General features: G+C 41.2%; 23 protein-coding genes. 7 read left to right on the top strand and 16 right to left on the bottom strand.

What is annotated here, in order from left to right:
• Positions 1 to 6: 6 nt before the first annotated feature.
• From era to rpoE, 8 genes are all read right to left on the bottom strand, one after another.
• A complete protein-coding gene (era, locus tag FW757_RS00355) occupies positions 7 to 939 on the bottom strand; it encodes a GTPase Era (RefSeq protein ID WP_145237593.1) in 933 nt (310 codons plus the stop codon).
• The gene (gene rnc, locus FW757_RS00350; RefSeq protein WP_145237595.1) at positions 929 to 1,606 is read right to left on the bottom strand and encodes a ribonuclease III; all 678 of its coding nucleotides are present in this window, start codon (positions 1,604 to 1,606) and stop codon (positions 929 to 931) included. The genes era and rnc overlap by 11 nt, the downstream gene beginning before the upstream one ends.
• 2 nt (positions 1,607 to 1,608) lie before the next feature.
• Entirely contained in the window at positions 1,609 to 2,544 is a 936-nt protein-coding gene (lepB, locus tag FW757_RS00345) for a signal peptidase I (RefSeq protein WP_182761653.1), read from the bottom strand.
• Between the two features lie 39 nt (positions 2,545 to 2,583).
• Positions 2,584 to 4,371: a translation elongation factor 4 gene (gene lepA, locus FW757_RS00340; protein ID WP_446440723.1), complete on the bottom strand. Its 1,788-nt coding sequence runs from the start codon at positions 4,369 to 4,371 to the stop codon at positions 2,584 to 2,586.
• 69 nt (positions 4,372 to 4,440) lie between these two features.
• Positions 4,441 to 4,890, bottom strand: a complete 450-nt coding sequence (locus FW757_RS00335; RefSeq protein ID WP_149980899.1) for a SoxR reducing system RseC family protein — start codon at positions 4,888 to 4,890, stop codon at positions 4,441 to 4,443.
• Positions 4,891 to 4,902: 12 nt separating this feature from the next.
• Positions 4,903 to 5,859 (bottom strand): MucB/RseB C-terminal domain-containing protein, encoded by a 957-nt coding sequence (locus tag FW757_RS00330; RefSeq protein ID WP_149980900.1) that lies wholly within the window; start codon positions 5,857 to 5,859, stop codon positions 4,903 to 4,905.
• A gap of 4 nt (positions 5,860 to 5,863) precedes the next feature.
• Positions 5,864 to 6,475, bottom strand: coding sequence for a sigma-E factor negative regulatory protein (locus FW757_RS00325; RefSeq protein ID WP_149980901.1), 612 nt, complete (start codon positions 6,473 to 6,475; stop codon positions 5,864 to 5,866).
• Position 6,476: 1 nt separating this feature from the next.
• Positions 6,477 to 7,058, bottom strand: coding sequence for an RNA polymerase sigma factor RpoE (rpoE, locus tag FW757_RS00320; RefSeq protein ID WP_064666393.1), 582 nt, complete (start codon positions 7,056 to 7,058; stop codon positions 6,477 to 6,479).
• Between the two features lie 263 nt (positions 7,059 to 7,321).
• Here rpoE and nadB point away from each other — a divergent pair, with 263 nt between their 5' ends.
• Positions 7,322 to 8,947 (top strand): L-aspartate oxidase, encoded by a 1,626-nt coding sequence (gene nadB / locus FW757_RS00315; protein ID WP_182717003.1) that lies wholly within the window; start codon positions 7,322 to 7,324, stop codon positions 8,945 to 8,947.
• Here nadB and FW757_RS00310 read toward each other — a convergent pair.
• A complete protein-coding gene (locus FW757_RS00310) occupies positions 8,907 to 9,278 on the bottom strand; it encodes a hypothetical protein (RefSeq protein ID WP_246175499.1) in 372 nt (123 codons plus the stop codon). The genes nadB and FW757_RS00310 overlap by 41 nt on opposite strands.
• Before the next feature lie 40 nt (positions 9,279 to 9,318).
• Positions 9,319 to 9,570 (bottom strand): FAD assembly factor SdhE, encoded by a 252-nt coding sequence (locus tag FW757_RS00305; protein ID WP_054205400.1) that lies wholly within the window; start codon positions 9,568 to 9,570, stop codon positions 9,319 to 9,321.
• 130 nt (positions 9,571 to 9,700) lie between these two features.
• On the opposite strand from FW757_RS00305, the gene ygfZ reads away from it, so the two are divergent.
• Both ygfZ and FW757_RS00295 read left to right on the top strand, forming a co-directional pair.
• Complete coding sequence (ygfZ, locus tag FW757_RS00300; protein WP_182783805.1) at positions 9,701 to 10,612, top strand: tRNA-modifying protein YgfZ; 912 nt, start codon at positions 9,701 to 9,703, stop codon at positions 10,610 to 10,612.
• Between the two features lie 12 nt (positions 10,613 to 10,624).
• Positions 10,625 to 11,110 (top strand): FKBP-type peptidyl-prolyl cis-trans isomerase, encoded by a 486-nt coding sequence (locus tag FW757_RS00295; RefSeq protein WP_182717001.1) that lies wholly within the window; start codon positions 10,625 to 10,627, stop codon positions 11,108 to 11,110.
• 69 nt (positions 11,111 to 11,179) lie between these two features.
• On the opposite strand, the gene FW757_RS00290 is transcribed toward FW757_RS00295, so the two are convergent.
• From FW757_RS00290 to FW757_RS00270, 5 genes are all read right to left on the bottom strand, one after another.
• A complete protein-coding gene (locus tag FW757_RS00290) occupies positions 11,180 to 11,632 on the bottom strand; it encodes a hypothetical protein (protein ID WP_149980905.1) in 453 nt (150 codons plus the stop codon).
• Positions 11,633 to 11,641: 9 nt separating this feature from the next.
• Positions 11,642 to 12,457: a DUF481 domain-containing protein gene (locus FW757_RS00285; RefSeq protein ID WP_149980906.1), complete on the bottom strand. Its 816-nt coding sequence runs from the start codon at positions 12,455 to 12,457 to the stop codon at positions 11,642 to 11,644.
• Positions 12,458 to 12,518: 61 nt separating this feature from the next.
• Positions 12,519 to 12,839, bottom strand: a complete 321-nt coding sequence (locus FW757_RS00280; protein WP_145237630.1) for an HI1450 family dsDNA-mimic protein — start codon at positions 12,837 to 12,839, stop codon at positions 12,519 to 12,521.
• A gap of 107 nt (positions 12,840 to 12,946) precedes the next feature.
• Positions 12,947 to 16,063 (bottom strand): efflux RND transporter permease subunit, encoded by a 3,117-nt coding sequence (locus FW757_RS00275; protein WP_182716999.1) that lies wholly within the window; start codon positions 16,061 to 16,063, stop codon positions 12,947 to 12,949.
• Positions 16,064 to 16,074: 11 nt separating this feature from the next.
• A complete protein-coding gene (locus tag FW757_RS00270; RefSeq protein WP_149980909.1) occupies positions 16,075 to 17,241 on the bottom strand; it encodes an efflux RND transporter periplasmic adaptor subunit in 1,167 nt (388 codons plus the stop codon).
• A gap of 303 nt (positions 17,242 to 17,544) precedes the next feature.
• Between FW757_RS00270 and FW757_RS00265 the strand changes: the two genes are divergently transcribed.
• From FW757_RS00265 to FW757_RS00250, 4 genes are all read left to right on the top strand, one after another.
• Entirely contained in the window at positions 17,545 to 18,336 is a 792-nt protein-coding gene (locus tag FW757_RS00265; protein WP_182739413.1) for a crotonase/enoyl-CoA hydratase family protein, read from the top strand.
• Positions 18,337 to 18,433: 97 nt separating this feature from the next.
• The gene (locus tag FW757_RS00260) at positions 18,434 to 18,820 is read left to right on the top strand and encodes a CidA/LrgA family protein (protein WP_182739414.1); all 387 of its coding nucleotides are present in this window, start codon (positions 18,434 to 18,436) and stop codon (positions 18,818 to 18,820) included.
• Positions 18,813 to 19,520 (top strand): LrgB family protein, encoded by a 708-nt coding sequence (locus tag FW757_RS00255; protein ID WP_149980912.1) that lies wholly within the window; start codon positions 18,813 to 18,815, stop codon positions 19,518 to 19,520. Before FW757_RS00260 ends, FW757_RS00255 begins: the two co-directional genes overlap by 8 nt.
• Before the next feature lie 35 nt (positions 19,521 to 19,555).
• Positions 19,556 to 20,392 (top strand): mechanosensitive ion channel family protein, encoded by an 837-nt coding sequence (locus FW757_RS00250; RefSeq protein WP_182739415.1) that lies wholly within the window; start codon positions 19,556 to 19,558, stop codon positions 20,390 to 20,392.
• A 63-nt stretch (positions 20,393 to 20,455) separates the two neighbouring features.
• Here FW757_RS00250 and FW757_RS00245 read toward each other — a convergent pair whose 3' ends face one another.
• Positions 20,456 to 22,615: a TonB-dependent siderophore receptor gene (locus tag FW757_RS00245; protein ID WP_446440722.1), complete on the bottom strand. Its 2,160-nt coding sequence runs from the start codon at positions 22,613 to 22,615 to the stop codon at positions 20,456 to 20,458.
• Positions 22,616 to 22,620 lie beyond the last annotated feature (5 nt).

Raw genomic sequence — 22,620 nt, 5'->3', positions numbered from 1 at the left:
AGGCTATTAATCTTCACCATAGCCTAAACTGCGAAGTGCTCTCTCGTCGTCAGCCCAACCTGATTTAACCTTCACCCAAAGTTCTAAAAACACTTTATTATCAAGCATTTCTTCGAGATCTTTACGGGCTTCGCGGCCAATCACTTTAAGCTTTTCGCCTTTATTACCAATAACCATACGTTTTTGCGTTTCACGCTCAACTAAAATCAAGCCATTGATATGCCAAATGCCATTTTCTTGCCATTTAAACTGCTCAATTTCAACGGTAACTGAGTAAGGAAGCTCCTCACCCATAAAGCGCATCAACTTTTCACGGATCACTTCGGCTGCCATAAAGCGCATTGAACGATCTGTTACGTAATCTTCAGGGAAGTAAAATTCACACGGTGGTAAACGCTTAGTTACTTCATCTTTGATCAGGTTGATATTTTTACCTTGAGTCGCAGATACTGGCATAATGCCAACAAAATCAAACTTTTCGCCTAACCACTTCATATGCGGTAGCACAAGGTCACGGTCTTTTACTTGATCAATTTTATTCATCACAAGTAATACTGGTTTGCCATTTTGCTTTACTTTGTTAAGCACCATTTCATCGTCAGCATTCCAGTGAGTACCTTCAACAACAAAAATAACTAGCTCAACATCACCTAATGAACTTGAAGCAGCACGGTTCATTAAACGGTTAATGGCACGCTTTTCTTCAACATGCAGGCCTGGTGTATCAACGTACACGGCTTGGTGCTTACCGACGGTATGAATACCCATAATACGGTGGCGTGTGGTTTGCGGTTTGCGCGAGGTAATACTTACTTTTTGCTCAATAATTTCATTAAGCAAGGTAGATTTACCAACGTTTGGGCGGCCAACAATAGCGACCATGCCACAAAAAGTATCTAAATCACGCGTGTGCGGTTGGATCAATGTATCAAGATTCATTTTTAAGTATCTTCAACGCTTTTTCAGCGGCTTTTTGTTCAGCTTTACGACGAGAACTGCCAACTGAGATGATGCTATCCATACCTTCAACAATACATTCAACCGTGAACGTTTGATTGTGTGCCTGACCTTTAGTATCAACTACAGTATAGCCTGGCAAAGGTAATTTGCGGGCTTGTAAGTATTCTTGTAGCAATGTTTTAGGATCTTTTTGGTTTAAACCTGGCGAAATGGCATCAAGGCGAGATTCATACCACGCTAAAATCAAGTCTCCACAAACATCAATGCCAGCATCTAAAAATACCGCACCAATAATTGCTTCAACCGCATCAGCTAAAGTTGATTCACGTCTAAAACCACCACTTTTAAGCTCACCCGGCCCTAAGCGTAAGTAATCACCTAGGCCAAACTCTAAACCAAATTCAGCTAAGGTTTGTCCACGCACAAGCGTTGAACGCATGCGGCTAAGATCGCCTTCACGCGCTTTGGGGAACTTACTATATAAAGCATTGGCAATGACAAAGCTTAAAATGGAATCGCCCAAAAACTCTAAGCGTTCATTGTGTTGTCCTTTATGGCTGCGATGGGTCATCGCCTGCTCAAGCAATACTTGATCAATAAAGGTATACCCTATTTTGCTATATAACTCTGTTACATTTTTTTTCATTGTTACTGAATATTACCTAGGCGTTCAAAACGAACACCAGTTGGAACCCAGGCTGGTAAAATGTCATCTGGGCCATTCTCAAATTCAAAACTCATCCATATAAAGACAGCTTTACCCACCAAGTTTTCTTTTGGCACAAAGCCCCATACGCGACTATCTTGGCTGTTATCGCGGTTATCACCCATCATAAAATAATGATCAGCCGGCACTACCCATTCATCAGAACGTGTACCCGGTTGTTGATAGTAACGCCCTTTCATTTCCAGCGCTTCAGGGTTAATTAAAATATTATGTTTTAGCGTAGTCAAATTTTCATCTAACCGAACTAAATCCATAGAGCCTTGCTTAAATTCATCGCGATTAATGATCTCCATATCAATTTTATTAAATTCATTACACAATAAGTCACCTTGTTGTGTTTGTCCTTGTTCGCAATTTGGCTGAATGTATAAACGCTTATCACGGTAAACGATTTTATCACCCGGTAAACCAATCGCACGTTTAATATAATCAATACTTTCATCTAATGGGTATTTAAATACCACAATATCACCACGTTCAGGCTCTGCCACATCAACTAATTGAGTACGCCAAACAGGGTCTTTCACGCCATACGAATATTTCTGTACTAAGATAAAATCGCCAACTAATAGTGTCGGCATCATTGAACCTGATGGTATTTGAAACGGCTCGAATATAAACGATCTAAAAATCGTAATAGCCGCAATCATCGGAAAAATTGATTTTGCCGTTTCAGTAATCGTCGGTTCTGGCGCAATTAGTGCTGCAGTTTCTTCATCGAGCTCGCCGCCAGCAGAACTTTGCGCAAGAGCTAAGCGTTGCTGCCTTTTTGGTGCAAACATAAAATGGTCAATTAACCAAATTAAGCCTGAGCCTAAAGTTAACAACACTAAAAATATTGAAAAATAACCTGCCATGCATTAAATCCTTTATCTTACGTAATTTGGTTAAAAAACTTACTTACCAACTTTAAGAATAGCTAAAAATGCTTCTTGAGGCACTTCAACATTACCTAGTTGCTTCATACGTTTTTTACCATCTTTTTGCTTTTGAAGTAGCTTTTTCTTACGACTCACGTCGCCACCATAACACTTCGCGATTACGTTTTTACGTAACTGTTTAACAGTGGTACGGGCAATAACGTGTGCACCTATTGCCGCTTGAATCGCAATATCAAACATTTGACGAGGAATAAGCTCTTTCAATGCATCAGCTAGTTGACGACCACGCGATTGCGCACTCTCTCTGTGAACAATAATCGCCAGCGCATCAACACGCTCACCATTGATCAAAATATCAACACGTACCATGTCTGATGTTTGAAAGTGCTTAAAGTTATAATCAAGCGAGGCAAAACCACGACTGGTTGACTTTAACTTATCGAAAAAGTCCATCACCACTTCAGCCATTGGCAGTTCATAAGTAACTGCGACTTGTTTACCGTGATAATTCATCTTGGTTTGCATACCACGCTTTTCAATACAAAGCGTAATAACACTGCCTAAATACTCTTGTGGTACAAGAATATTAGCTTCAACAACGGGCTCACGAATTTCTAAAATATCGTTTACAGCAGGTAAATCAGATGGGTTATCAATCTGAATCGTACCTTCTTTAGTTACAACCTCATAAATTACCGTTGGTGCAGTGGTAATTAAGTCAATATCATATTCACGCTCTAAACGCTCTTGAATGATTTCCATGTGCAACATGCCCAAGAAACCACAGCGAAAGCCAAAGCCAAGTGCTGTTGAATTTTCTGGTTCGAAGAATAACGACGCATCATTTAAGCTAAGTTTATTAAGCGCATCACGGAAAGATTCATACTCATCCGAGGCAATTGGAAACATACCGGCATAAACTTGTGGTTTAATTTTTTGAAAGCCCGGTAAGCGCTCAGGTGCTGCATTTTTTTGATGGGTAATAGTGTCACCTACTGGCGCACCATGTATTTCTTTAATACCCGCAATAACAAAACCTACTTCACCAGTTCTTAAAATACCGGTGTTGGTTTGCTTTGGTGTAAAAACACCAACCTGATCTGCAGTGTGAATATGCTCGTTCGACATAATTTTTATTTTGTCGCCCGTTCTTAATTCACCGTGCTTAATACGCACCAGCGATACAACACCTTGATACGGGTCAAACCATGAGTCGATGATAAGCGCCTGTAGCGGTTTGTCTTTATCACCCACTGGTGGCGGTACGTCCTTAACAATCATTTCAAGAACTTCGGCAATACCCACACCTGTTTTAGCGCTACATTGCACGGCATCTAGGGCATCGATACCAATAATATCTTCAATTTCTTCGGCTACCCGTAGTGGATCAGCTTGTGGTAAATCGATTTTATTTAATACCGGAATTACTTCTAAATTCATTTCGATGGCGGTGTAACAATTCGCTAGAGTTTGCGCTTCAACACCTTGACCGGCATCAACAACTAATAATGCACCTTCACACGCTGCTAGTGAACGCGATACTTCATAAGTAAAGTCAACGTGTCCAGGGGTGTCGATAAAGTTAAGTTGGTAAGTCTCACCATCGTTGGCTTTATAATTTAGAGTTACACTTTGCGCTTTAATGGTGATACCACGCTCGCGCTCAATATCCATTGAATCCAATACTTGCTTTTGCATTTCGCGGTCTGTTAAACCACCACAAACTTGGATCAAACGATCTGAAAGGGTCGATTTACCGTGGTCAATATGGGCGATGATCGAAAAATTACGGATATGCTTCATAAACTGGATTCTAAACTTCTATTTTAATGGACTGAGTGTATAAAGCCGTAATTTTACATTTAATTGGCTTCAATCACCATCTATTTGAGTTAAAGGAAGGCTAATAGGGTGAATTTTTATTACTTTAACATCATGCTTTAGGCTTTTCACTCGGCTTTTAGCGATGCCAAAGCCAGTAAAACCACCAGCTATAGCGGCAATGATTTGCAACCATTCAGGCACAGAAAAAACCTCAGCAGCCACTAACGCAAATACCAGACTTAACACCAAAGGCAACATATACACTGCAAAAGCATGCTTTACCATGTGGCTATCATCCAGTGCTAGGGTTACTTTTTGCCCAACCACAACAGGAATTTCAAATCGATAGGGGAAGGTTTTTTTAGCAGTGCCAAATAGCTTACTAAAAATTTGTGAACCACAACGGCCATTACACCCTTCACAGGCTTGCTTTTGTTGGGCTTCTAAATGCGCAGTGGCGCCTTGAATCGACACCACTGTAAGAGTTTGTTCTATCATTATCAGCTTATATTACAAGGGTCTTGCAACCGATTCAGCAATTGCTTTTGCAGTCATTGCTGGAATATTCCCCACCACTGACACATCAAAACTACCGCTATTATGCACATATACTGTCGTGGCACCGGATGACAATGCACCGCTTGGTCTGCGACCTGGTAATGGTCTTTGTACGAACACTGAAATTTCGACAAAACCATCTGAGTATAAATAATAATCCGTCAGTTCATTGTTCAAATCAAGCTTATGACGGTCTGATTTTAGTAAACTAAACCCCTCAGGTAACCAACCTATTTGCCAATTATTACTTCCTGTATTTGCTTCATTTTTGGTAATTGCCGCTGCCGGTAGTGGCGTTGGAAATTTACGATTAAGCATTTCAAGTAATAACGCAGCGGGCTCTTCGGTTACACTAATATGGGTTAACTGTAGTTGTTCTAACATCTCACCGGCATGATTAACATAAGCAGATTTTAGTAATAGTGATGACTCTGCATCAAGCCACAGCCAATAATTAAACTTATACTCGTCTTTTGATTCGATGCGCACAAGCTGCGCAGCACGCCCTGCAATACGGCCTTTACCACCGAGTACAAAATCGTAATGCTGACTTAAGCGCTCAACATCTTTAAACAACACTTCTGGGATTGGGCCTGCTATAGAATCAGTATCTATTGAATAAGGCTCAGACTGTGGCTCAAAATAAGTAACTTGGTCATCGATACGAACCATCTCAAGGCCTGCGCCATTGAGTAAGCTCAAATGTTCGAGTTCTGTATTACCTTGTTTTGCATGCAACCAACGATATGGTTCCATTGACTTTCCTTTAACGACCACAAATGATGCGTCAAAGTTACGATTATGAACGGCGTCAGCCATTTTGAGCAGTAGCTCTTTTGCGGGGTTTTCGTCGTCAGCAAAGGCTGGAGCCATTAATACCAACGACAAAATAAAAGTAATTACTTTCATTTAATTAGTTTTTTTCCTCTTCGGCTTGCGCCTCAGTGTGAGCTTTTTCTAATGAATATGCAACTCGTGCTTGGCGTTGATGTTCTAATACTAACGCGCCAATACGCTGTTGCTGTAACTCACGCAAACCTTGCTCTGCATTTTGTAAAGCGGGTTCTGACGAATAGCTAACTGGTGATGCCATTCCTGTTACTGGTGTTGTTTGTAACATCGGAATTTCATTGCTAGGTGAGTTTTCACCTTGTGGCAATGTTTGTACACCAACAATTGCAAACATGGCGACACTTGCTGCAATTGCAAGTTGTGCAACTGGTTTGCGCCAGTTAAATGCCACTACGTTATCGGTGCCCGTGGCAGCCAATGGTGTTGGCTGTGCCGCTGGTTGTGTGAAATCAGCATAAACTGGCTCACTTTCCAGCGCTTGCGCAACACTATCGCTTATATCAAAGACGAACGCATCTTCTGACTCAGCACGCATTACGTCACCTATTAGCGCATAACGTCCTAAGGTTGCCGCATCTTGCTGGGCAATAACCTCATCAGTTAATGATTGTTCGCCGTCAAGTAATGCGGATAAATGCTGATTATCCAACTTGTTAACGTGTGCTTTTGTCATATTAAGACTCGCCTATTAATGGGTTTAATTTGTTATCTATTGCTTCACGGGCACGGAAAATACGCGAACGCACCGTCCCGACTGGGCAATCCATCACCACGGCTATTTCTTCATAGCTCATCCCTTCGATTTCTCGTAGAGTGATCGCGGTTTTAAGATCTTCAGGCAAACTATCAATGGTGTTAAAAATCACTGCGCGAACTTCTTCGCTTAATAACAAGTTCTCAGGGGATGCATTTGAACGCATTGCATCAGCACCATCATAAAACTCTGCATCGTCAGCATCTATATCATTTGCTGGCGGTTTGCGGCCCTGAGCCACTAAGTAATTTTTAGCACAATTAACGGCGATACGGTATAACCAAGTATAAAAGGCACTGTCCCCTCTAAAGTTTGGAAGTGCGCGGTATGCTTTAATAAAAGCTTCTTGAGCAACATCAGCAATATCGCCTTGATTTGATACATAACGTGAAATCAAACCGGCTATTTTGTTCTGATACTTCTTTACTAAAAGATTGAAGGCATTTTTATCGCCCTGCTGGACCCTTTTTACTAGCGCTAAATCCAAATCCTGCTCGCTCATTCGAGCCGGTACTCCTCTGTCTGATTATTGCTTGTCATTCATATCCTGCCATTGTTTACAAATACTCTGACTGCTGCATGAATGAAAAGTTCTGTTTAATATTATTTTTTTATAAAATAGCATATAAATATGTTGGCGAAAGTTGAAAATCACTAATAGTGTCGCGCCAAATATGATACATATACGCCTATCATAATATTATTATTTGCTCATTACTGTTTATACATTAGTATCTGAGCATTGTAACCGCAAAGACCACGGACATGAACCAAAATAAACACCATATCACGGATGTCGCAATTATTGGCAGCGGCGCAGCTGGCCTCTCATTAGCATTATCTTTAGCTAATCACTGTAAAGTTACCGTGATCAGCAAAGGTGAATTGACGGAAGGTTCCACACTTTATGCACAAGGCGGCATTGCTGCCGTGTTTGATAAAAAGAATGACAGCATTGAATCTCACGTACAAGACACCTTAGATGCCGGTGGTGGTTTATGTGATAAAACCGCCGTGCAATACACCGCAAGTAATGCCCATGACTGCTTGCAATGGCTAATCGAGCAAGGCGTGCCTTTTGATATGGAGTTTGATAGCAAAGGCAAAGAGCGCTTTCATTTAACCCGTGAAGGCGGCCATAGCCATCGCCGAATTTTACACGCTGCAGATGCCACCGGCCGAGCAGTGCAAACAACGCTAATAAGCCAAGTACAAGCGCACCCAGAAATTACCTTATTAGAACAATACAACGCGATAGATTTAATTGGTGATAAAAAATTAGGCCAAAACGGTAAACATATTCATGGCGTATATATGTGGAACCGAGCGGCGAAGAAAGTTGAAACAATTTCAGCTAAGTTTGTAGCCTTAGCAACCGGTGGTGCCAGTAAAGTATACCTTTACACATCCAACCCTGATGTATCCAGTGGTGATGGTATCGCCATGGCTTGGCGGGCAGGTTGTAGAGTAGCCAATATGGAATTTAACCAATTCCACCCGACCAGTTTATATCACCCAGAGCTACAAAACTTTCTGATCACCGAAGCGATGCGCGGTGAAGGTGCTTATTTAAAGCGCCCTGACGGCACACGATTCATGAAAGACTTTGACGAGCGTGAAGAGCTTGCACCACGCGATATTGTTGCCCGCGCTATCGATTTTGAGATGAAGCGCTTAGGTGCTAACTGTGTGTATTTAGATATCAGTCATAAAGATAAAGACTTTATTATTGAGCATTTCCCGACCATTTATGCAAAATGCTTAAGTGTCGGGCTCGATATCACTAAAGATCCAATTCCAGTGGTTCCTGCGGCACATTATACCTGTGGTGGAGTAATGACTGACTTTAACGGCAAGACCGATCTAGATAACTTATATGCGGTAGGCGAAGTCGCTTATACGGGGCTACATGGCGCTAATCGCATGGCCAGTAATTCATTACTAGAGTGCATTGTGTTCGCGCACGCCGCAGCAAAAGATATTTTAGCAAAAATACAACATAGTCCAGCATTAAAAGTGCTGCCGATGTGGGATGAAAGCCGCGTAACTAACTCAGATGAAGAAGTGGTGATCACCCATAATTGGCATGAACTACGACTATTTATGTGGGACTATGTTGGCATTGTGCGTTCAACTAAACGCCTAGAACGTGCGTTACACCGAGTTGAATTACTACAGCAAGAAATTCGTGATTATTATGCAAACTTCCGCGTTTCGAATAACTTGCTTGAACTGCGTAATTTAGTGCAAGTAGCAGAGCTTATAATTCGCAGTGCAATGGAGCGAAAAGAAAGCAGAGGCTTGCATTATACCATTGACTACCCGCAGTTAAATGATAATCCAACGCCCACTATTTTAACTCCGCTTGCTCATGACGAGCAGCCAAAGTAAGACGTTTCAAGCGCACAAAACTCAGTTCATCAACCCCGCTGGCATTAATAATCAGCCAGTGGGAGCTTGCAAAGCCATTAATATATAACCAAACACTGCTTTGATAAACACGGCTTTTGTTGCTGATATGGCCATTTATTTTTAGCGTATTATTTTCAAAACGACATTGCGTAGAATCTAATATAAAAACGCCTTGCTGAGGATGGGATTTTTTATACCAGTGCCAACTTACATAGCCAAAAACAGTACTACTGGCGACACAAATAAATTGCGCTAATATGCTAGTTAAAAATAGGCTATAACACACTGCGAACAAGCTAAAGTAGACCACAAAAGGCCTGTGGTCTGGAACATTATTAGTAACCCTAAACCTATACACGAACTCGGTCTAAAATCAGTTGTACCATCTGTTTAAGCTCAGGATCTTTACATTCTTGATGGCCCATAAACCACGCAAATAGATCGGGATCATCCGCTTCTAGCAAACGTTGAAGAACAGCTTGCTGCTGTACAGATAACGAATCAAATGCCTCATCTACAAATGGCATAAATAACACATCTAGTTCTAACATGCCGCGGCGACAAGCCCAGCGGATACGCGCTTTATTGTGAATTTCAGTCATTTTTTACCTCGTACTAAGTTGCTTAGCAGTTTAACAAATTGCACCTGAATAAACAGCTATTTATGCATCTATACCAGCAGCGCTAACTACGGTATTATACGCGCCTACATTTCTTGTAACGCAGGTTTTTATGTCAACAGTACACGCATGCCCTTTATCACATCAGCTGATCCGCATTAGCGGTGTTGATAAACTCGCCTACCTTCATGGCCAAATTACCCAAGATATTAATAAGCTCAACCAAACCAACTTCTTATGGGCTGGGCACTGTAATGCCAAAGGTAAATTATGGAGTGTAGCCAAGCTCTTTGCTTATCAAGATAGTTACTATTTAGCAGCATCAGCGGTTGAAACCGCTCAATCTTTAACTGAATTAAAAAAGTATGCGGTGTTTTCAAAAGTTGAAATACAAGCTGCTACCAGCAAGTTAATTGGTTTAATCGGTGATGATCTAGCTGCAACCTTAAATGCGTTGAACATTCATTTTAATGAGCAAGATAGCGCTTGCGATTTTAGTCATGGTAAAGCACTAAAATTAGCAAAAAACCGCATTTTACTGATGGTTAATGATGAATTTTCACTGCCTGATGAGGTTATCGCCCTTGAAAACGACGCGCTGTGGCACCAACATAGTATTTTAGCGGGTGAGCCTGAGCTCAATGAAGCGGCACTCGGTGAATACGTACCACAAATGGTTAACCTGCAAGCTATCGGTGGAGTAAGCTTTCGTAAAGGCTGTTACACAGGCCAAGAAACCGTTGCCCGCATGAAATACCTTGGTAAAAATAAACGCGCTATGTATATCGTATCAGGGCACAGCGATGGAGAATTAGCTGAACCAGAGCTTGAAACCCAAATGGGTGAAAACTGGCGTCGTGCTGGCAAATTAATAAGCCAAGCCTACAATCAACAAAGTAAAACCTTATTTGGCCTTGTTGTGTTGCCAAACGACAGTGAACCTAGTCAGTTACTGCGTGCAAAACATGCCCCAACGGTAGAGCTATCAATCCTTCCTCTACCCTACTCTCTCGAAGACGAATAAATAGGAGTGACTATGATCGTTGCAACAAATAAAGTGGTAAAAATGCATTATTCAGTTATGGATAATGACAAAAACTCTATCGATAACTCATTTGATGGTGAGCCACTGATCTTTATCGTTGGTACCGGTTACTTAATTCAAGGCCTAGAAGATGCCCTGCAAGGTAAAAAAGCGGGCGACACACTCAGCGTTACTGTGCCACCAGAGCAAGGTTATGGCGAACGCCATGATGATCTGATGCAAGCAGTACCTAAGTCGATGTTTGAAGGTATGGAAATTGAAGTTGGTATGCAATTTCGTGCCTCAACAGATGACGGCGATCAATCTGTAATGATCATTGATATTCAAGAAGACGATGTAATTGTTGATGGTAATAATCCACTCGCTGGCATCACTTTAAACTTTGATGTAGAAATACTTGAAGTGCGTGATGCAACAGCAGACGAGCTAGAGCATGGCCATGTTCATGGTGATGGCGGCTGTGGTCACGATCACTAATATCGACTTAGTGAACTAAACCGACAATAAAAAAAGCGCTACTGCGCTTTTTTTATATCTATAATTTAATCAAACGGGTGTAGGCTCTGCTACTGGCTCACTTATCTTACCCGCCAACGCTGCCAGTAAACCATCTTGGTCGTTAGTTCCCAAGCGATATTGGCTACCATCTTTTAAAGTTAGCTGTACCGCGCTAAATCCTGACACTGTGTATACCCAACCATCATGGGTAATACGTAAGCCAATACCATGACGAAAAGAATTTTCTACTGCTTTAGCTTCAATAATATCCACTAACTGTAACTTATCACCAAACACACCAGGACCAAAACCCCAGCTAATTTGGCTGTCGTCAACTTTAATGGTTAAACCATGGAACAAAAAACCCACCAGCACTAAAATCGCTGCAAATACCATTAACGGCATATCAGCACCAATTAAATACCAAGCTAAACCAACAAAGCTGGCAATCCAACTTAGAATAACAAAAATGAACAATGCAAATTGCTTATGTTGATACATAATACTCTCTTAAAAACTATAAACTAATGTCGCACTTAGTTCTGAATCAAACTTTAACTTATCGTCTTCCGGCTTAGAATTATAACGATATAAATAAGTAAACTTTAATGATACAGCGCCCATTAGTTGGCTGATCAATGATGTTTCTGACTTTAATCGTGAGTTTAATCCTGACAATGATTGCTCAATACTTAAATCTTGATTGAAACGTGTTCGAGTCGAGACCGTACGCTCCCACTGCAGTGCTAAACGTAATAAATAACCGGTTTTGGTTTTGTCTTGCTCATCTTCAAGCTCAGCATCATCTTGTGCTACCGAGCGGTATAAACCAGGCCCTATATCAAAATCAACTTGGTTTTTTACCCCTTGATATAAACGATTACCATAACCTGCCGCAAGTGTGCTTTTAAACTCAAGACCACTGAATTCATCTTCTTCATAATCACCATACATAAAGAATGAGGCATTTTTTACCCCAACTTTATAGTTGCCCTGCGCAGAGAAAAATATACGGTTTGCCGAGACTTCATCATTGCCAGTGGTGTCGTTACGATCACGTTTATATAAACTATCTATTTTGAATTGATTACGCCAATTCTCAAGATCTTGATATAAGTTACCTTTGAACTTAAAACTGGTCGAATTAGTATTACCGCGACTAACAATAAATCCAAATTCAGTATCGCCGTATAATAGTTCGCCTTGATGGATTTTATGGATCTCTTCATCTGAGAGTTGACCATACTCATGAAAGTCTTCAAAAGGATCAACCGCCCAGACTCTAAAGCTAAGCAGACAGCCCAACAACAGCAGTAACCTAATCACTGTTCGCTCACTGTGTTGATATTTAAAACAAGGCTGTTTTCACTAAGATACTGCATCGAGATTATTCGCTATCTTTCCATAATATATGACAAAACGGCGCGTCTTTATCACGGCTAATCAAAATTTTAGCAAATAAAATATCTTGATTATCGAATTCAAGTCCCACTAACACCTGAATAAATAATTCTGGCTCTATTTCTAATGCGACAAAATCTTGCCATTGGTCATCAGGCTCACCTTCTTCAATAAAGCCAAGCTCTTCACGATGCTGGTTAAAATCATCAACATCTTGCTCACTAAGGTTATCTGGGGCTAACTCTAAAAAGATATCGTAAGCTTGATGCGTTACTTCTTCTTCACTGTATAAACGGGGTCCTGTCATTGCCATAAACCTTTCATGATGCTAATGCCAGATATAGTATCAAACCTCAGCAAATTTTTGACAAAAAAAAGCCAGGTTTCCCTGACTTTTTTTATACAGGGCTTATTTTACGTTTGCGTTGTCGCTGTGCCCTTTACTTTTTCGCGCATTGACTGCACCAAACTATAAAATAATGGCACCAGCAAAGTACCCAATATAGTCGCGGCTAACATGCCGGCTAGCACAGTGACACCAAGCGATACGCGGCTTCCAGCACCCGCGCCAGTTGCAAATACTAACGGTAATACACCTAATACAAATGAAAGAGCAGTCATTAATACCGCACGAAACCTCATTTTGGCTGCACTAAGAGCCGCATCAAAAATACTCTTGCCGGCAAGCCGTTCTTCCATCGCAAACTCTACAATCAAGATTGCAGTTTTGGTCGACATACCTATAAGCAGTACTAACCCCACTTGTGCATAAATATTATTTTCCATACCCAGTACGTATAACGCTAACATTGCGCCAAACATCGCCAGTGGAATTGCGGCTATAACTGAAAAAGGGATCGTCCAACTTTCATATTGTGCAACCAAGAACAAGTAAACAAAGATAACGGCCAAAGCAAATAGCAACGGTGCCATATTGCCAGCTTCAATTTCTTGTTTAGATTGCCCTGCCCATTCAAATACATAGCCATTAGGTAACTGCTTAGCTAGCTCTTCCATGGCAGCTATTGCATCACCACTTGAGAACCCCGCAGCTGCTTGACCACTGATACTCGCACTACGATATAAATTAAAGTGCTTAAGGGTTGTTGGCCCAAGAATTGGTTCAAGTTTAGCAAGTGTCGTTAATGGCACCATGTCGCCTTCATTATTACGCACAAAATAATGCTGTAAGTCGGAAGGATTTTTACGGAACTCACTCTCAGCTTGCATGATTACTTTATAAGTACGACTAAACTGATTGAAATCGTTAATATATAATGAGCCGAGCTGGGCTTGGAGCGTTAAGAATATGTCACTTAATGCAACCCCTTGAGCCTTTGCTTTATTGCGATCTATCTCTAAAAAGTACTGCGGTACATTTGCTCTAAAAGTACTGTACACATTACTCAAGCTTGGATGTTGGTTCGCTTCATATACCAGACCATTAAGTACTTGCGCCAATTCAGTCGGATCCCGACCTTCACTGTCTTGTAGGCGAAACTCAAAACCAGCGCTATTACCTAAACCAGGAATTGGCGGCGGGTTAAATACCATTATCTGCGCATCTGGCATGGCCCACATTTTTCCCATCAAACGACCAATCACTGACTTTAAGCCTAGTTCAGCACTAGTGCGTTCTTCCCAGTCTTTTAAAATAACAATACCTAAAGCATTATTTGAGCCCGCCCCGCCAATCAAAGAAAAACCGGATACCGCAATAAAATCAGTTGCTGCAGGTTCTTGTTTAATAATGTCACCTATTTTATGCATCACATCAGCAGTGCGACCAGAAGCCGCCGCATCTGGTAATTGCACATCTACAAACACAAAACCTTGATCTTCGGCTGGCACAAATCCTGTTGGAACGCTTTTAGCCAGCCAGCCTGCCACCACAAAAATAACTAAGGCAAAAATACCCACTCGTGCCGAGCGTTTTAAAACAAAGTGGATGATTTTAGAATAGATGGAAGTTGATTTAACAATGCCTTGCTCGACTGGCGCCAGCCATTTTATCGGTTTCATTGACTTTTCTGTTAACAATAGCGCACATAAAGCTGGACTTAGGGTTAATGCGTTAACCGATGAAATTAATACCGCAAACGAAATCGTTACAGAAAACTGCTTATAAAGCTCCCCGGTAATACCAGGCATAAAGCCTACAGGCACAAATACGGCTAATAACACCAACGTGGTCGCAATAATAGGCCCGGTTACTTGCTCCATCGCTTTAGTGACCGCCTCCTTAATCGGCAACTTTTCTTCTTTGAGGATCCGCTCAACATTCTCAATTACAATAATTGCATCATCTACCACAATACCAATCGCCAGCACTAAACCAAATAAGGTAATTAAGTTAATTGAGTAACCCATAGCCATCATAAAAGCAAACGTGCCCACCAACGATACTGGAATGGCAATAGTTGGAATAAGTGTCGCGCGCCAATTTTGTAAAAACAAAAACACCACTAAAACAACCAGGCCAACAGCTTGAAATAATGTAACAATCACTTCTTCGATTGAGCGATTGATAAACTCTGTCGTATCGTATGGTATTGAGTATTCAACACCATCTGGTAATTGCTTAGCAAGCTCTGCCATGGTGGCTTTAACATCACTTGCCACTTGCGTTGCATTGGCATCGGTTAATTGGTAAATAACTATAAAAGCGGTATCTTGCTGATTTAACTTAGCGTTAATACTGTAATCAGCTGAGCCAAGTTCGATGCGGGCAATATCAGTTAAACGTACAAAGTTACCATCTTGATTAGCACGAATAATTGTTTGGCCAAACTCTTCTGGAGTTTTTAAACGCCCTTTAGCTTGAATTGAATATTCAAACTGCTGACTTGGTAAACTCGGTGCAGCACCTAATTTACCAGCTGCCACTATGGTATTCTGCTCTTGTAATGCTGCTCTAACTTCGCCTACTGTCAGCCCTAACGCCGCCATTTTATCTGGACGTAACCACAATCGCATTGAATAGGTTTTCTCACCCATAACCTCAGCCGATGCCACGCCTTTAATTCGTCCCAGCGGTTCCGTTAAGTAATTTGTTGCATAGTTACTTAAAAAAATAGCATCAATGTTTGCTTGGCTAGAATACAAGTTAATACCCAATAACATTGAACTGGATTTTTTCTTAACCGATACACCTTGGCGTGTTACTTCGCTGGGTAACCCCGGCTCAGCTAACGCGACACGGTTTTGTACATTGACTTGAGCAATATCAGTATCCGTGCCCACCTTAAAGTATGCAGTTATCGTAGCAGTGCCGTTATTGCTGGAGCTGGACTCGATATACATCATATCTTTTACACCATTAACTTGCTCTTCAATGGGTCTGACCACAGACTCTTCCACTATTTGCGCACTGGCACCTGGGTAAACTGCGGTGATCTGTATTTGCGGTGGAGTAATCTCGGGATACATATTAACTGGCAGCAAACCCATGGAAATCAAACCCGCTAGCGTAATCACTATCGAAATGACTAGGGCAAATTTAGGCCGCGCGATAAACGTTTTACTTATCATGTGCGTTTCCTTTAGTTTGCAGCGTCTGATTGACTAGAAATTGTACCGGTGGTGTGATCGACCTTTTTTTCAACTGGTTTAACTTCGACCCCTTGACGTACTTTTTGTAAACCTTCAACAATCACTTGCTCACCTTCTTCAAGGCCCGATTGAACGACCCACATCGCATTAATGCGCCGTCCTAGTTGCACAATGCGCGTAGCAACTTTGTTATCTTCACCCACCACGAGTACAAATTTACCTTGTTGATTTTCTTGTACTGCTGCTTGAGGAATAAGTGCTTGTAATTGCTTATCTTTACTTTCAACAATTAAGGTGACAAACAAGCCTGGCATTATAATGTTTTGTGGATTGGCAAATGTCGCTCTTAATTCAACTGTGCCAGTACTGCGATCAATTTTCGTATCGGCAAAATCTAACTGCCCTTTAGCCCCCAAGTCCGAGTTATTTGGCAAACGCAGGGATAAATCGATTGGTACATTTTGAGGGTTATTAGCACTGTCTTGATGTTTTTGACGATAACTAATGTAATCACCTTCTTCGACCTGGAAGTTAACATAAATTGGATCCACATCGGTCAATTCCGCTAGTTCATTTGAGGAAGGACTCACAATATTGCCTACATCGTAATTAACCTTACCAATACGCCCTGCAAACGGCGCTTTAATTTCGGTGTAACTTAAATTTAATTTTGCTTTTTCAAGGCTTGCCCTTGCTGAGATAACAGCCGCAGCAGCTTGCTCATACTTAGTGGTTAATTTATCCAAATCAGATTGTGAGATAAACCCTTGTGCAGCAACTTCTTTACCGCGTTTTAAATCGCGAGATGCGCCATCTTCGCCAGCAAGCTTACTTTTTAAGTCCGCTTCAATTTCAGCAACAGAAGATTGATATTCACTTGGATCGATTCTCAGTAGTAGCTGTCCTTTTTCAACAAATGAGCCTTCATCAAAATGACGTTCTATTAATTCACCCTCAACACGAGCGCGAATTTTCACTTCCTGATGAGCTTCCGTGCGAGCAACAAACTCTCGATAATTCCCCACCTCTTGGGTAACAACATTAAATACTGAAACCGCAGGAGGCGGAGCGACTTGTTTGGTAGCATTATCATCTGAGCAACCAGCTAAAAAAGCGATTAATGTTGTACCAACAACCCCTTTGATCGCTAATGACATGTAAGTTCCTAAAATGCTAGGCGTGAACCTTTTTAGCATGGTTTATCTCCTTAGTAGCTGCGCGCACTACCTTTATATGTTTATTTTAAATTGTGTTTAAACGCCAAGTTACGTTCAGAGGCTATTATGGGTCGATCATATAACAAGCCACCCGATTAAAAATATAGACCACTTTGTAATCATTTGTATCTGAGGTTCACAATAACAGGCTATAAAATAGCTTGCTTTTCAAACAAGAAAGCCACGCTTTACATCAATTCAATTAGCTCGTAAGCTAAACTTAAACAGGTCAGAGGAGTTGACATGATTAATTTTGAAACACAGCAGGCAATCGCCTTCGTTACATTATCCCGAAAAGATAAACAAAATGCGTTGAATTTTGTCATGTTCAAACAGCTGACAAGTATCATTAAAAAAATTAAAAAAGACCCGACTATCCGCGCTGTCGTTATTCAAGGTGATGGTGAGCATTTTTGTGCTGGACTGGATGTTGCTGCCGTTATGAAAAGTCCCATAAATATTGCCAAGTTGCTATTTAAATGGTTACCGGGTAACTGTAATTTAGCGCAGCAAGTTGTGCTGGGTTGGCAATCACTAAGTGTGCCGGTATTCGCAGTCGTCCAAGGTAATTGCTTTGGTGGTGGCCTGCAAATAGCTCTTGGGGCTGATTATCGGATTGTGCACCCAGATGCTAAATTAGCCATTATGGAAGCGCGCTGGGGACTATGCCCTGATATGGGTGCAAATGTTGTACTACCTAGCTTACTAAAACGTGACGATGCCATGTGGCTTGCCAGTCATGCAGATCCTATTAGTGCTGATAAAGCGCTGCAATTAGGGTTAATAACCGAAGTAAATGCGGATCCAAAGCAACGCTGTTTAGCAATGATCAATACCTTATTAGCTCGCTCACCGGATACTTTAGCGGCAATCAAACGCGTTACCCAACAAAGTTTTAATACTCCAAGAAGACAAATTTTAGCAAAAGAAACCATTAGCCAAATTCGTCTGCTTATTAACAGCAATACAAAAAAGGCCATTGCAAAAGCCAAAGGCGTCGACAACATTGAGTATCAAAATAGTAAACGTTGGTAACAAATTCACTTAATATCAACGCTAAGCAATAAGTCGCATAGTTTTCAACAAGCAAATGTGATGAAGTATAATACGACCTGTAGTGAGTAAATAATCAATGGATCACCAAACACCAGTGCTTAAAAAAATCTTTCCTTATTTACTCAGCAGCTGTTTGATTTTGGGTTGCTTGGCGATAGCAAAAATAATCATGCACTGGCTGCAAGGTAGCTTTCCAGCCCCCCTATTAGCGATGCTAATGCTACTTACGTTACTTTTAACAAACGTAGTTAAAGAGCATCACTTAACTCCCTGTGCTAAGCCATTATTAAATGTCATGCCGCTTTTTTTCATCCCTGCAGGGGTTGGTTTTATCGAACACCTTGAAATCATCGCCCTGCAATGGCAATTTCTCAGTGCAGTTTTCATTTTGGTGCCATTGACCAGCTTACTGCTTATCGCAACGGTGATCAGTATATTTAAAGGCAGGATTGAACATGATTGATCTATGGTGGTTAAGTATTCCTGTAATTATCACGCTGTTTTTAGGGTTAAGGAAGCTCAATACAACCATTAACAATCCTTTATTAAAAGCGCTGACTAATCCCGTTTTTATCACTATTACGCTTATAGCCATATTACTAGTGAGTTTTTCACTGCCTTATTCGCAATTTGCTAGCCATAGCCAGCTATTAAGCTATTTACTGGAGCCTGCCATTGTTGCGCTTGCATTACCGCTATATCAACAATTTGTGCATATACGAAGAAATCTCTTGCTGATTGTTGGCTGCTGTAGTCTGGGCATAATCAATGCCACTGTGGTTGCAACCTTACTCAGTGCTGCATTTAATGTGCCTACACAATTAGCAGCATCTGTTGCCGCTTTATCGGTCACTACTCCCATTACTCTGCTAGTCACTGATTCACTCGGAGGCATCGCTTCGCTGGCAGCTGCGATGGTGATTTTTATCGGCTTATTAGGTGCTTTGTTCGCGCTACTTATTCTTCGTCAGGTGGGCATTTATAACCATCAGGCACAAGGCGTTGCGATTGGTACTGCATTTCATGCAATAGGCACCGCCGCCGCACTTGTTGAGCATCCGCGTATTGGTGCATTTGCTTCAGTGGCAATGGCATTGAGCGCATTACTTACCGCTTTAATCGTACCATTACTTTATCCTTTTTTGAGTCAAGCTCTGCTATGATGAAATAGTTTAACCACTTTATTTATGGATAATAGATGATCAGTACAGAAATCCAACAAGTTGAAAAATACTACACCATGATCACTGAGTACCTCGTTAAGTACAGCATGCAATTAGTTGGCGCATTGTTGATCTTGATTTTTGGTTTGTGGGTGGCACAAAAAATATCTAAGATGATTGCCGCTTTAATGGCGCGTAACAATATTGATATTACTCTCACTAATTTTGTCAGTAATGTAGTGAAAGTATTGTTTATCGTTATGTTCATTATTATTGCGCTGGGTAAAATTGGCATAAGTGTCACACCTTTTGTTGCTGCAATTGGTGCCGCTTCTCTTGGCGCTGGTTTAGCATTGCAAGGGATGTTATCAAATTATGGCGCAGGCTTGGCTATTATTGCCACCCGCCCCTTTATTGTTGGTGACACGATTGAAGTTAAAAATGTCAGCGGTCAAGTAAAAACCATTGAGTTAGGCTACACCATTTTGATCAACGAAGAAAAAGTCGAAATTACTATTCCTAACAAACACATCGTTGGCGAAATACTACATAACTCATTTAATTATTCATTGGTCAAAGGTGAAATTGATATTGCCTATAATGCTAGTGCTGAGCATGCTATAGAGCTTATAGAAAACGTATTGAAAGACCATGAGTTAGTCGCAAGTGAACCGCTATCACAAGTTGGCATTGAACGGTTTGCTGAAAGTGGAGTAACAATTAGTTACCGCTACTGGGTGCCGACAACGAAAATAATTGAAACCAAGCTGGCCGTAAACGGTGGCGTATATAGTGCGATTCAAGGTGCGGATATTGAAATTCCATTCCCACAACGAATTGTCACAATTAACCAACAAAGTATTGATAGCTAAGCTAGCAATACTGCAAACAAGGGAGCTAATTGCTCCCTTTATTTATACTACATCTTAACTTCATTAAAACTTATAGCGCACATTCGCAGTTACAGTTCTGCGTTGACCATAGAAGCAATCTCCACGCGCTAAACATGAGGTGATCACGGTCTTATCAGTAATGTTTTGTGCTTGCAAACTGAAACTGTATTGCCCAAAATCATAGCCAATCATAGCGTCAAAGAGTGTGTAATCGGTAGTTTTAATTGGATCAACTACTAAGCCATCTCGCTCACCATAGACACTACCGTCAGATGTCTCTCCCACATAGCGCGCACCTAAGCCCATTTTAAAACCATGCATAGTTTCTGGTCGCCATGTCGTCCAAATTGATGCTTGCTGCTTTGGTAACGCTGCAAGTGTTGCACCATCTTCACGTTGTTTATTGCTCTGACTGACGTAACCATCGCTGTATGCGTATGACGCATACACATCGACACTTTGCCAAGCTAATTGTGCTTCAAGTTCAAGTCCTTTTACCGTCACTTCGCCCTGTTGCACTTGGCCGTTTGGAGAAATTACTTTGCTATCTGTGGCTTGCTCTGCATTAAATGGGGTAGTGCGATTTTGCTCTACAATATGATATACGGCGGCCGTAAGTAGATGCTCTGTTCCGGCAGGTTGATATTTGATACCGGCTTCAACTTGCTCACCTGTTTTTGGTACAAACGCATTACCAAAGGCATCATAGCCTAGCAATGGTTCAAATGATTCACTATAACTTGCATACGGTGAAACCCCTGAGTCAAATAAATACATCAAGCCTAAACGACCGGTGGTCGCATACTGTGACTCACTTTTGCCGTTTTCAGGATTTGTTGTTGCTTTATCACGGCGTAGTGCTGCTGATACAATCCACTGCTGGGCTATTTTCATGCTGTCTTGAATATATAGGCCAGTTTGATAAGTCTTTGATGGGGGAGCGTCAATCAAATCACCCGCTGTTGGTAAATTATCTACTTTACCGTATACAGGACTAAATAAGTCTAGCGTGCCAGCGAGTCCAGAAACAGAGTCGTTATCGGTATAAGCATTTTGATAATCAAGCCCCATCACTATTGTGTGCTCAATATTACCGGTTATTATATTGCCATGAAACTGGGCATCACTGGCAATAGCCCGCGAATCAGCGGAGCTAAGATAAGACACTCGCTTGACGCTGCGCCCATCTTCTAAAAATTTAGGTGGCCAACCATAAATCGTATGATAATCAGCATGACTATCGGTGTAACGCGCAGCAAGTTTAAACTGCCAATCAGCATTAATATTTTGCTCTAAAATCGCAGTGATTGACGCTTGCTCAGTATCATAACGATCAAAACCCGGCTCAGAAACAAAACGGTTTGATGGAATTTTGCCGTTTTCGTTTTCTAAAATAGTGCCTGAGTGAGGTAAGAACGAGGTACTCGTGCCTGATTCATTCTTTTGCCAATTAGTTAATAGCGTTATTTTTGTATCATCAGTGGCATACCAGGTTAATGATGGAGAAAACACAATACTGTTATCTGGCACATAATCGGTTTGGGTATCACTCTCTCGCCATAAACCAATTACTCGCCCTTGTAATGAAGCATCATCATTTAATGCACCGGTAATATCTCCCGCAACTTGTTTGCGCGAGTAATTACCAACTTGCCCCCAAAGCTGTCCTGATGTTTCAGCTTCTGGTTTTTTACTGACTAAGTTAACAATCCCGCCAATTGACCCCTGTCCATAAAGTACTGAGCTCGGCCCTTTGAGTATTTCAATTTGCGACAATCCATAAGGGTTAGTACGAACATTATTATAACTACCATACAACGATTTTAAGCCATCTAAGTATTGTACGGGCGACACACCACGAATAACCGACCAATCGCCACGGGTATCAACACCGTATGGACCGTTATATAAACCAGACACATAACCAATTGCATCTTGAATAGTTAGTGCGCCTAAATCTTCAATTCGCTCTTGCGTTAAAACTGAAACAGACAACGGAGTTTCAATAATTGGCACGTCTGATTTTGCACCAGATGCACTCATGTATGAAATCAAACCTCGTTGGCTTTTTACCGTAATAACTTCTAAATCGTGACCTTCACTCACAGCTTGCTGTTCGGCAACAGCATTAGAAGGATTTAACAGTGAAAGAAGAGTCAAAGATAAAATACTTAACGGTGTATTTATTCCACTTAACTGCATTAATA

Source organism: Pseudoalteromonas sp. 1181_04 (genome assembly GCF_052850545.1).
This window is presented reverse-complemented; position numbering and strand designations above follow the sequence as displayed.

Excerpts from the sequence above, each read along its gene's own strand:
- era (WP_145237593.1), bottom strand. The coding sequence starts at position 939 with ATGAATCTTGATACATTGATCCAACCGCACACGCGTGATTTAGATACT.
- rnc (WP_145237595.1), bottom strand. The coding sequence starts at position 1,606 with ATGAAAAAAAATGTAACAGAGTTATATAGCAAAATAGGGTATACCTTT.
- lepB (WP_182761653.1), bottom strand. The coding sequence starts at position 2,544 with ATGGCAGGTTATTTTTCAATATTTTTAGTGTTGTTAACTTTAGGCTCA.
- lepA (WP_446440723.1), bottom strand. The coding sequence starts at position 4,371 with ATGAAGCATATCCGTAATTTTTCGATCATCGCCCATATTGACCACGGT.
- FW757_RS00335 (WP_149980899.1), bottom strand. The coding sequence starts at position 4,890 with ATGATAGAACAAACTCTTACAGTGGTGTCGATTCAAGGCGCCACTGCG.
- FW757_RS00330 (WP_149980900.1), bottom strand. The coding sequence starts at position 5,859 with ATGAAAGTAATTACTTTTATTTTGTCGTTGGTATTAATGGCTCCAGCC.
- FW757_RS00325 (WP_149980901.1), bottom strand. The coding sequence starts at position 6,475 with ATGACAAAAGCACACGTTAACAAGTTGGATAATCAGCATTTATCCGCA.
- rpoE (WP_064666393.1), bottom strand. The coding sequence starts at position 7,058 with ATGAGCGAGCAGGATTTGGATTTAGCGCTAGTAAAAAGGGTCCAGCAG.
- nadB (WP_182717003.1), top strand. The coding sequence starts at position 7,322 with ATGAACCAAAATAAACACCATATCACGGATGTCGCAATTATTGGCAGC.
- FW757_RS00305 (WP_054205400.1), bottom strand. The coding sequence starts at position 9,570 with ATGACTGAAATTCACAATAAAGCGCGTATCCGCTGGGCTTGTCGCCGC.
- ygfZ (WP_182783805.1), top strand. The coding sequence starts at position 9,701 with ATGTCAACAGTACACGCATGCCCTTTATCACATCAGCTGATCCGCATT.
- FW757_RS00295 (WP_182717001.1), top strand. The coding sequence starts at position 10,625 with ATGATCGTTGCAACAAATAAAGTGGTAAAAATGCATTATTCAGTTATG.
- FW757_RS00290 (WP_149980905.1), bottom strand. The coding sequence starts at position 11,632 with ATGTATCAACATAAGCAATTTGCATTGTTCATTTTTGTTATTCTAAGT.
- FW757_RS00280 (WP_145237630.1), bottom strand. The coding sequence starts at position 12,839 with ATGACAGGACCCCGTTTATACAGTGAAGAAGAAGTAACGCATCAAGCT.
- FW757_RS00275 (WP_182716999.1), bottom strand. The coding sequence starts at position 16,063 with ATGATAAGTAAAACGTTTATCGCGCGGCCTAAATTTGCCCTAGTCATT.
- FW757_RS00270 (WP_149980909.1), bottom strand. The coding sequence starts at position 17,241 with ATGTCATTAGCGATCAAAGGGGTTGTTGGTACAACATTAATCGCTTTT.
- FW757_RS00265 (WP_182739413.1), top strand. The coding sequence starts at position 17,545 with ATGATTAATTTTGAAACACAGCAGGCAATCGCCTTCGTTACATTATCC.
- FW757_RS00260 (WP_182739414.1), top strand. The coding sequence starts at position 18,434 with ATGGATCACCAAACACCAGTGCTTAAAAAAATCTTTCCTTATTTACTC.
- FW757_RS00255 (WP_149980912.1), top strand. The coding sequence starts at position 18,813 with ATGATTGATCTATGGTGGTTAAGTATTCCTGTAATTATCACGCTGTTT.
- FW757_RS00250 (WP_182739415.1), top strand. The coding sequence starts at position 19,556 with ATGATCAGTACAGAAATCCAACAAGTTGAAAAATACTACACCATGATC.
- FW757_RS00245 (WP_446440722.1), bottom strand. The coding sequence starts at position 22,615 with ATGCAGTTAAGTGGAATAAATACACCGTTAAGTATTTTATCTTTGACT.